The following is a 9,918-nucleotide window of genomic DNA, read 5'->3' on the forward strand; positions in this document are numbered from 1 at the left end:
ACTACGGAATTGAAGCAGAGCAGTTCTCTTTTTATCGTGTTCCCCGACTTTTGATTAAAGACGAGAGATTTAAGGGGCTTAGCAGTGATGCTAAGCTCCTCTATGGGCTGATGCTTGACAGAATGTCATTATCCATGAAAAACGGCTGGTTGGATGATGAAAACCGAGCTTACATCATTTATACGGTGGATGCCATTATGGAAGATTTGGGATGTGCAAAGGCAACCTGCGTTAAGATTATGAAAGAGCTTGATACCGAAAATGGAATCGGTCTGATTGAAAAGAAACGCCGTGGACTTGGAAAGCCGGACATAATTTATGTGAAGAATTTTTCTACAATTACTGATGCACAGACAGAAGAAAAGTCCGATAATGCTGATAAATCCACAGAAGTTCAAAAACTGAACCTCAAGAAGTTTAATATGCATACTTCCAGAAGTTCAGAAATTGAACTTCAAGAGGTTCAGGATTTAGAACACCAGAAGTTCACAATGCAGACTTCAAGAGGTTCAGAAAGTGAACTTGCAGAAGTTCATAAAGCAGACCCTATTTATACTAACTATAATAAAACTAACCAGAGCTATATTGATATGAGTTATACCAATCCTATCAATCAATCTGGCAATGAGAGTAAGTCGGAAAAAAGGATTGATTTGATGGATGATGTAAATGCATACATAGAACTGATTAAGGATAACATCGAATATGAGCATCACATGAAGTACGATGACTGGCAGAACAAGGCTTTGTATGAGGAGCTTTTTGAGGTTATCTGTGAGGTTGTATGCGTAAAACGTACAACAATCCGGATTGCAGGGGAGGATTATCCTTATGAGCTTGTAAAATCAAAATTCCTGAAGCTGAATAGTGGACATTTGGAGTATGTGATTGGCTGTATGCATGATACAAATACGAAAATAACAAATATCAAGGCATATATGGTTACTGCTCTTTATAATGCACCCTCAACGATAAACCATTATTATCAGCAGGAGGTGCAGCATGATATGTATGGAGGTGGCTGGCATGAAAAAGGCATTGTTTAAAATAATTATTCCGGTATGCGTTCTTGTTCTTTGGATGATTACCTGTTATCCGGTTTGTAATAAAGCAGATGGGTTTGATTATTTCCTTTATTGGATTTTGGTAGGATGTCCCTATGGTATCAGAAAAATGTGTATGTTTCTTGTGCCGAAGAATTTTGGAATTGCAGGAAGTATGGGAATACTGGCACTGAATTGTATCGTTGGAGGTCTGATTGGTGGTATTATTGTTCTTGTGAGGATTATCGTTATATTTACGGAGATAATAAAAGTATTAGCAGGACACTTATGGACACAATGTCCAAAGGTGTAAAAGAAAAAAGGGCAACAAAAAAGGCATTGTCAATCAATCATAAACAATACCTCTACTTGTCATCTGGAACATATTCCATAATATCTTCAATCCGGCAGTCAAGTATCTGACATAGCCTGTTCAGAATAATGGTCTTTACCACCATATTTTGCCGGAGTCGCTGAAGCTGTGCTTTGTCAATGCCATAATCTTTAATGAGCTGGTACTGACTGATGTTCTTAGCCTTAAGCGTTTGCCAAAGGGGATCATATTTAATCATACAGGCAACTCCTTTCTTACCTTGTATTTTAATGGCAGGGAACTTATAATAATATGGTGCGTGTACGCACCATAAAATATGCAAATGGTAAAGACGATAATGATCTTTTCTGAAGAATGAGGATATAGATGCAGGTAGTGTGGTTTTGAAACAGGAGGATGGTTAATTGTGAAAGAAAAATACATTACAGACGATGAAAGGGAGAAATGCAGAAAAGTTGCAGATGCTTTTGCAGAGCTGTATGAGATTGAGAATATACTTGTCGTGGATGCGGGAAGATACGGATTTGTTAAGTTACAGTATTATAGACCGCCAGAGGGTTTTGAAGATGCAATAACCTTTACGGACAGCCGGAGCATGTTTGAGAACTTGTGGGAGGAATGGTTTGACACGCAGCTTTTTCTTCTGGCAAAAGGAACACCGATGGCAGGAATGGGATATAATGAGATATTCCGTTGTCTGCCAAAGGAGAAACAAGAGGAACTTATGAATAGAAAAGCCGGATTTGCAAAAACGGCAGGAATAGAATAATCAGGTAACAGCGTTAGGGCAGTTATGAGTGAAATACTTGTAGCTGCTTTTTTTGTGCTTTTGGACACGATGTCCAGAAGCGGGAAGGAGAAATATACAAATGGAATCAATGAGAGATATTAACAGGGTAATGGAGCGTGAGATAGCGAAGGGGAGTTGCCCTTTGAAGCTGGATCATATTGAATTCGGAGATTATTCGTATCAGGAGATAACATCAAAGGAGAAATTGCTGGAGGTGTTATCGTATTTGTTGCGGATAGGTGATTTCAAGCAGTATGCCGGAAAGACTATCCTAAATAATGTTTATATGGACCTGCGAGGGAAAAAGCCTGTATTTAAGAGAACCAAGACGGCTATGGAAAGAAATAATATATTTGCAACAATCAGAAGGTATGCAAAGAAACTAAAGCCGCAGTATAATGGAGATGTATATCTGGAAACGGTCAGATGTTATTTCGATATACCGCAAGAAAATCTGGAAAAGTGCCGATATACATATCAAGGGAACGAAACATATGCCTTCTTGATGTCGGACAAGTATATCATGGCATTGTATACACATTGTCTGGTGGCGAGAAAAGAAGCTGCTATGCAGGATTTGCGGGTGGAAGGTTTTAATGAAAAAGAATATGAAATGGTAAGACTGGAGAATGTGGCTGATGTTTTGTTTCAGGCGTTGTTATTAGATAATGTTTCTTGTAAAGAAGAAAATATATATGCTGAATTTATTAGCATTTATTGTGTTGAAGGTGGGTAATGAATGAAATTATTTATTATTGGAAATGGGTTTGATAAAGGGCATGGATTAAATACATCTTACTGGGATTTCAGAACCTATTTAAAAAATATGTATCCGGAATTTTTATATGCGTTTGAAAGTCGTTATTATATATATCCAGCAAATGATGAGGAGGCTCAAAAAAACCTTTTGTGGAATGAATTAGAGAAGAATTTAGCGAACATTGATGAAGATGTTATTATAGATGAAGCTTTACAAATGGATATGGCTTTGGAAAGTGGAGATGTTGGTATAGAAGATACTTTATACGAGTACTTTACGGAAGAATATAAGTATATAGAACGGTTGGCTAAATACCTTAAACAATGGGTTAGAACAATCAGAATACGAGATGTGAAACCTAAAACATCATTGATCAATAGTTTTCAGGAAGCATTATATATTACATTTAATTATACGGCTGTATTAGAACGGGCATATGGAATAAGTGATAGTAAGATAATACATATTCACGGTTCATTAAGAGAGCATGAATGCGATCCAGTATTAGGACATGGAAATATAGGAAGAATAGAACGTATAGATGAAAGGCTTGTGGAAGCGGAGCGAATGTATGATGAAAAAGAAATTAGTATATGTAAGGTGGTAAAAGACTATTACGAGCGCACATATAAAGATGTTAATCGTTATATGTATAGACTTTTTAGATTTAATGAGAAGAACATAGATGAAATATGTGTTATTGGACATTCGGTTGCCGGGGTAGATTTGCCATACTTTAAGAATATAGACATTATTACTCAAAAAACTGCATACTGGAGTGTTTATTATTTTGGTAGCGATGAAAAACAAAGGATACTGAATGATTTGATAAATTGTGGAATTGATTCAACTCGAATTGTAATGAAAGATGCCAAAACATTTTACGATTTATAGTGTTACTAATGAAAATAATATGAATTACTGGAGAAAAATATGGATACTACTTATGAAAACAGATATGTTGCATTCCTTGATATATTAGGTTTTAAAAATATGGTACTACAATCAGAAAATAATCAACAAATACTAAATTTAATAAATATGGCATTGAATTATACAGCTAAAATCCAAATTGAAAACTATGAGCAGAATATGCCAATGGTTGATTTGGGAAAGCAAGTGTCAGTTTTTTCTGATAGTATTGTTATTTCCTATGAAATGATTAGACCAGGCTCAGGTTTTTTTGTGTTATTAGATTTAGTCTATATTTGTAATGATTTATTAGGAGTCGGAATGCCTGTGCGAGGTGGTGTGACTGTTGGTCCGTTGATTCATGATAACAATAAATGTTTTGGTCCTGCAATGGTAAATGCATATTATTTGGAATCCCAAGCTGCTGTTTACCCAAGGATATTGGTTGATCCCAAAGTAATAGAGTATGATTTACAGTATAGAGGAATAAACAATACGCGGGAGTTTGAAAAGGAATTTATAGAAAGTTTGATTGAACAGGATTGTGATGGAAATATTTTTTTGGATTTTTTGAGCCAGTATAATGAATTTAATGATTACGAGACCTATGATGCATATATGGTGAATGTAAGGAATTTTATAATAGGTGCATTATATAATTCAAAATCTAATCCAAGAATTTTTGATAAGTATATATGGTTAAAGGATTATTATAATAGTACCGTTAGTAAGGTTTATAAAGAACCTGAGAAATTTTTAATTAAATAATGCATATTACAGCGTCAGGGCAGTTATGAGTGAAATACTTGTAGCTGCCCTTTTTTTATTGCTTTTGGACACGATGTCCAGAAGCGGAAAGGAGAGTTATGAGGTATTTATTACATCGGCTGTATGTTCCACCTTAGCCGAGCATACGCACAGGAAGATGCAGATCGGAGGTACTTATGCAAGAGGAAGTAACGCAGAAAACAATCGCTCTTGTAATTAAGACCGCTAAACTGGATGCCAACGTCTTGAAAGCTGCAATGCGGATGTATCTGAACCACCGCAGGCAGAAAGCACAGAAAACGCATGGTAAAACTTCTGTGAAAAAGCTGGTTGGCGAAGGCGTGGGAGTTTCGTCTATCGAAGTGACGGATGGCAATATCAAATCCTTTGAGCGGGTAGCTCGTAAATATAATGTTGATTTTGCTGTCAAGAAAGACAAGACAACGGACCCGCCGAAATATGTGGTATTTTTCAAGGGCAGGGATGCCGATGCGGTAGCACAGGCATTCAAGGAATTTGTTTATGGTAATGAGAAACGAAAGGGCAGAACTTCCGTAAGGGAGAAACTGAAACGCTTTAGGGATGCAGTATCACAGAATAAGAACAGAGAACGGAGTCGGAAAAAGAATAAGGACAGGGGGCAGAGCCTTTGAGTAACATCATTGAAGGCATAACCAAGGATCTGAAGGCTATCCCGAAAAATCTGAAAGCAAAAGCAGGCGGTATGGATACCAAGAAGCTGGTGCTTTTGAATCTGCCCTATATCTTTGTTGGATATTTCTGTGACAAGGTTGCATGGCTGTGGAGAGTATCAGAAGGTACAACTGCTTCTGATAAGATGATGGCAGTCATGAACCGTTTTGATAAGCTGTTTGCCAACCCTTTGCCCAGCTTCCACCCAAGGGATTTACTGATTGGTGTGGCAGGCGGCATAGCACTCCGCCTTGTGGTGTATTACAAAGCCAAGAATGCCAAGAAGTTCCGGCAGGGCGTAGAATACGGTTCCGCAAGGTGGGGAAATGCCAAGGACATAGAGCCATATATGGACTCTGTGTTTGAAAATAATGTCCTTCTGACACAGACGGAACGGCTGATGATGTCTGGCAGACCGAAAGAGCCGAAGTACGCAAGAAATAAAAATATTCTTGTTATCGGTGGTTCCGGTTCTGGTAAGACTCGCTTTTTTGTGAAGCCGAACCTGATGCAGATGCACTCGTCTTATGTTGTCACTGATCCGAAAGGAACGGTACTGGTTGAGTGCGGAAAAATGCTAAAGAAGGGCAAGTACAAGATAAAAGTTTTGAATACCATAAACTTTGCTAAATCCATGCATTACAATCCTTTCGCCTATATTCGAAGCGAAAAGGATATTTTGAAACTTGTAAACACGATTATAGTCAACACCAAAGGAGAGGGACAGCAATCCGGTGAGGACTTCTGGGTAAAGGCTGAAAAGCTCTATTATACGGCACTTATCGCTTATATCTGGTATGAAGCTCCGGAAGAGGAGCAGAATTTCGCAATGCTGATTGATATGATTGATGCCAGCGAAGCCAGAGAGGACGATGAGAATTTCAAAAATGCCGTAGATTTATTGTTTGAGGAGCTGGAAGCGGATAAACCCAATCATTTTGCAGTAAGACAGTACAAAAAGTATAAACTTGCTGCCGGAAAGACAGCGAAATCAATCTTGATTAGCTGTGGTGCGAGGTTAGCACCATTTGATATTAAGGAGCTGCGTGACCTTATGGAATATGACGAGCTGGAGCTTGATACTCTGGGAGAGGAAAAGACAGCATTATTCGTCATTATTTCCGATACCGATGCCACATTTAATTTTGTGGTATCAATCATGTATTCACAGCTCTTTAACCTGCTTTGTGATAAAGCAGATGATGTTTATAACGGAAGGCTCCCGGTTCATGTGCGTATGCTCCTTGATGAGTTTGCGAACATCGGGCAGATTCCACAGTTTGAGAAGCTGATTGCTACAATCCGTAGCCGTGAAATATCAGCTTCTATTATTTTGCAGTCAAAATCCCAGCTCAAGGCGATTTACAAGGACAATGCAGATACCATAGAGGGCAATTGTGATACCACCTTATTCCTTGGAGGAAAGGAAAAGACCACGTTAAAAGAGTTGGCGGAAGTATTGGGTAAAGAAACGATTGACCTTTATAATACCTCGGATACAAGAGGTACGAGCCAGTCCTATGGTTTGAATTACCAAAAGACCGGAAAAGAGCTTATGAGTCAGGATGAGATAGCGGTCATGGATGGCGGAAAATGTATCATGCAGCTTAGGGGCGTGAGACCTTTCTTCTCAGATAAGTTTGATATAACAAAGCATAGGCGATACAAAGAGCTGTCCGATTTTGACCCGAAAAATGCCTTTGACATTGAGGACTATGTGAAGCATCTGCATCGCATGAAAGTCACGCCAGACACAGAGGTAGATGATGCCTTTGATTGTGGAGAAGTTGAGGGCGATACAACGAAATAGCGACTTTTGGACAGAATGTCTAAAGGTGCAGAACTGACAACTGAATATGGAACCATTAACCTCTGGACATTGTGTCCAGAAGAAAAAAGAGTTTTGTTGTGTATGCTGATACATCTCAAAACTCTTTCTTTTTGAAAAAATTAAGAGAAAGAACGAGGGAAAATCCTCTGCTCGTCAGAGGACCCGCATTTTCCTTCGGAAAACAAGGAGGATTATTAAAATGTCATTTTTTACAACAGCAGTAACAGGATTAAAGACGGTAGTAACCGCAATCGGAGCAGGTGTAGGCGTGTGGGGAGTTATCAATCTCCTGGAGGGCTATGGTAATGATAATCCCGGTGCAAAGTCACAGGGTATCAAGCAGCTTATGTCCGGAGGCGGTATTATTATCGTAGCACAGACGGTGATCCCACAGCTTTCAACGCTGTTCTCATAATTCATGGGGTCAATCATTGAGAAAATCACTGAATTTATAAAGGAAATGCTGCAAGGATGGGTGCTGGACAATCTTGAAACGATGTTTACTGACGTGAATACGAAAGTAGGAACAATTGCCGGAGAGGTTGGGCAGACACCCAGCTCTTGGAACGCAGGTATTTTTTCCATGATAGACAACCTGTCAGATACAGTCATGGTGCCCATAGCAGGGATGATCATTAGTGCGATTCTCTGCTATGAGCTGATTACCATGGTAATGGATAAGAATAACATGCATGAGATGGGGAGTGAGTTTTTCTTCCGTTATCTTGTGAAAGCATGTATTGCAGTATTGCTTGTCAGCTATACCTCTGACATTACCATGGCAATTTTTGATGTGGGAAACCATATCGTTACAAGTGCGGCAGGAGTTATTACAGGCTCCACGACACTTGATGTGACGAGTACGTTACAGTCCATGTTTAACAGCCAGCTCTCCACCATGGGGATAGGCGAACTGATAGGACTTGGAATAGAGACCATGATTGTCAGCTTATGTATGAAAATCATTTCCCTGCTAATCACCGTCATGCTATATGGGCGAATGATTGAAATATACCTTTATGTTTCAGTGGCTCCGGTTCCGTTTGCGACACTCAGCAACCGGGAATGGGGCGGCATCGGAAGTAATTATATCAAGGGACTTTGTGCTTTGGCATTTCAGGGATTTTTCATCATGGTATGTGTGGCAATCTATGCGGTGCTGGTATCCAGTGTTGCAGTTGCGAGCAATTTACACACGGCTTTGTGGTCAGTGGCAGCATATACCGTTATCCTGTGCTTCAGCTTATTTAAGACAGGTTCCCTTAGCAAATCTATTTTTAATGCACATTAAATCAGCGTTATATCAGGAAGGAGGCTGTTTATGGCAATATCAGTCGCAGTGCCGAAGAATTTAAGCGGTATCAAGACAAAGGTGGCAATGAATCTGACAAAACGTCAGCTTATCTGTTTTGGTGCGGCAGGTGCGGTTGGAATTCCTTTTTATATCTTTACCAAAGATATCATCGGGACACAGGCATCCGCACTGATTATGGTGGCTGTCATGCTGCCGTTTTTCTTTCTGGCAATGTATGAAAAGGACGGTTTTCCGGCAGAAAAGATTCTGTACTTTATGATAAGGCAGAAATTCCTGACACCGGGAATACGCCCCTATAAATCAGAAAATCTCTACAATCGGTTAGAGGAACAAGAAAAAATGAAGAAGGAGGTGCGTTACCTTGAAGCAAAAGCCAAAGGCAAAATTACAGGGCAGTAAAGGGAAAAATACCAAGCCTAAAGCGGGCTTAAGTTTTTCTGAAAAGAAAAGGCTAAAAGAGCTTCAGCGTACTCTTGCGGGAAACCATAAGGAACAGGAGAAACCTACCACGGCACAGAATACCATTACTTTCAAAAAGATGTTCCGTGATGGTATCTGTCAGGTGACTTCTGATTTCTACACAAAAATGGTGGAATTTTATGATATAAATTATGATCTTCTGGAAATAGAGGACCAGGGGGAGATTCTTGAGGAGTACAGCAAGCTCATCAATTATTTTGACCCGTCTATCAGATTTGAAATGTTTTTATTTAACAGGCAGGTCAACGAGCAGACGCTGATAGACCAGTTTGACATTCCTTTGCAGGGAGATGATTTTGACGATATCCGTGAGGAATATATGGAAATGTTAAAGAAGCAGGCTGCAAAGGGCAACAACGGCATCATTAAATCAAAATATCTTATTTTTGGTACGGAGTGTAAGGGATATAAGGAAGCGAAATCAAAACTGAATAACATTGAAAAGGATGTTATCAGGAATTTCTTAAACCTTGGCACTCAAGCCAAAAGTCTTGACGGAAAGGAACGTCTGCGTATCCTGCATGAGTATTTTAATCAGGATACCATGGAGCCTTTCCGTTTTTCATTTATGGAGCTGGCAGAGTCCGGTAAGAGCGTAAAGGATTACATTGCACCGCCGGGCTTTGACTTCCGTTATCCGAGCCGGTTTAAGGCAGGAAAAATGTATGGCAGTGTCCATTATCTGGATATTATTGCTCCACGTTTTAATGATGAGCTGTTAAAGAAGCTCCTTGACATTGATGATAATCTGACCATTACCATGCACATGCAGACAATGGATCCGGTAAAGGCAATCAAGATGTTAAAGGGGGCTTTGACCAATATTCAGAAGATGAAGATTGAGGAGCAGAAAAAGGCAGTCCGCAGTGGGTATGACATGGATATTCTGCCTACGGATATTATCACTTATGAAAAGGATACGCTGGAACTGCTTGACGATCTGAACACCAGTAACCAGAAGATTATCAAAATGACTTTCTTAATTACCTGTT

Annotated in this window: 12 protein-coding genes and 1 pseudogene; 12 read left to right on the forward strand and 1 reads right to left on the reverse strand. The window is 39.4% G+C overall.

Annotation, left to right across the window (positions count from 1 at the left end; all coding sequences use genetic code 11):
• The coding region (locus FYJ59_RS13590; RefSeq protein WP_154498843.1) for a DUF6017 domain-containing protein at nt 1-1,046 on the forward strand (1,046 nt) is incomplete at its 5' end.
• Nucleotides 1,027-1,356, forward strand: a complete 330-nt coding sequence (locus FYJ59_RS13595; protein WP_235898057.1) for a DUF6050 family protein — start codon at nt 1,027-1,029, stop codon at nt 1,354-1,356. The genes FYJ59_RS13590 and FYJ59_RS13595, both read left to right, overlap by 20 nt.
• Before the next feature lie 52 nt (nt 1,357-1,408).
• On the opposite strand, the gene FYJ59_RS13600 is transcribed toward FYJ59_RS13595, so the two are convergent.
• On the reverse strand, nt 1,409-1,615 hold the full coding sequence (locus FYJ59_RS13600; protein WP_035779437.1) for a helix-turn-helix domain-containing protein: 207 nt from the start codon (nt 1,613-1,615) through the stop codon (nt 1,409-1,411).
• A gap of 165 nt (nt 1,616-1,780) precedes the next feature.
• Here FYJ59_RS13600 and FYJ59_RS13605 point away from each other — a divergent pair, with 165 nt between their 5' ends.
• The 10 genes and pseudogenes from FYJ59_RS13605 to FYJ59_RS13650 form a co-directional block, all read left to right on the forward strand.
• On the forward strand, nt 1,781-2,146 hold the full coding sequence (locus FYJ59_RS13605) for a hypothetical protein (protein WP_328597250.1): 366 nt from the start codon (nt 1,781-1,783) through the stop codon (nt 2,144-2,146).
• Between the two features lie 100 nt (nt 2,147-2,246).
• The gene (locus FYJ59_RS13610; protein WP_154498845.1) at nt 2,247-2,903 is read left to right on the forward strand and encodes a hypothetical protein; all 657 of its coding nucleotides are present in this window, start codon (nt 2,247-2,249) and stop codon (nt 2,901-2,903) included.
• 3 nt (nt 2,904-2,906) lie between these two features.
• Complete coding sequence (locus FYJ59_RS13615) at nt 2,907-3,821, forward strand: bacteriophage abortive infection AbiH family protein (protein ID WP_154498847.1); 915 nt, start codon at nt 2,907-2,909, stop codon at nt 3,819-3,821.
• Nucleotides 3,822-3,860: 39 nt separating this feature from the next.
• Nucleotides 3,861-4,607, forward strand: coding sequence for a hypothetical protein (locus tag FYJ59_RS13620; protein ID WP_154498849.1), 747 nt, complete (start codon nt 3,861-3,863; stop codon nt 4,605-4,607).
• A 176-nt stretch (nt 4,608-4,783) separates the two neighbouring features.
• Nucleotides 4,784-5,260 carry a PcfB family protein gene (locus FYJ59_RS13625; RefSeq protein ID WP_154498851.1) on the forward strand — a complete coding sequence of 159 codons (477 nt, stop codon included), beginning with the start codon at nt 4,784-4,786 and terminating at the stop codon, nt 5,258-5,260.
• Nucleotides 5,257-7,110, forward strand: a complete 1,854-nt coding sequence (locus tag FYJ59_RS13630; RefSeq protein ID WP_205839560.1) for a VirD4-like conjugal transfer protein, CD1115 family — start codon at nt 5,257-5,259, stop codon at nt 7,108-7,110. The genes FYJ59_RS13625 and FYJ59_RS13630 overlap by 4 nt, the downstream gene beginning before the upstream one ends.
• Nucleotides 7,111-7,330: 220 nt before the next feature.
• Nucleotides 7,331-7,546 (forward strand): Maff2 family mobile element protein, encoded by a 216-nt coding sequence (locus tag FYJ59_RS13635; protein ID WP_002582189.1) that lies wholly within the window; start codon nt 7,331-7,333, stop codon nt 7,544-7,546.
• A 3-nt stretch (nt 7,547-7,549) separates the two neighbouring features.
• Nucleotides 7,550-8,422 carry a VirB6/TrbL-like conjugal transfer protein, CD1112 family gene (locus FYJ59_RS13640; protein WP_066548951.1) on the forward strand — a complete coding sequence of 291 codons (873 nt, stop codon included), beginning with the start codon at nt 7,550-7,552 and terminating at the stop codon, nt 8,420-8,422.
• 30 nt (nt 8,423-8,452) lie between these two features.
• The gene (locus tag FYJ59_RS13645; protein ID WP_154498854.1) at nt 8,453-8,845 is read left to right on the forward strand and encodes a PrgI family protein; all 393 of its coding nucleotides are present in this window, start codon (nt 8,453-8,455) and stop codon (nt 8,843-8,845) included.
• Nucleotides 8,808-9,918 (forward strand): annotated as a pseudogene (locus FYJ59_RS13650) (VirB4-like conjugal transfer ATPase, CD1110 family); the annotation flags it as partial. The gene FYJ59_RS13645 and the pseudogene FYJ59_RS13650, both read left to right, overlap by 38 nt.

The sequence above is a fragment of the Waltera intestinalis genome, assembly GCF_009695995.1.
Classification (GTDB): Bacteria; Bacillota; Clostridia; order Lachnospirales; family Lachnospiraceae; genus Acetatifactor; species Acetatifactor intestinalis.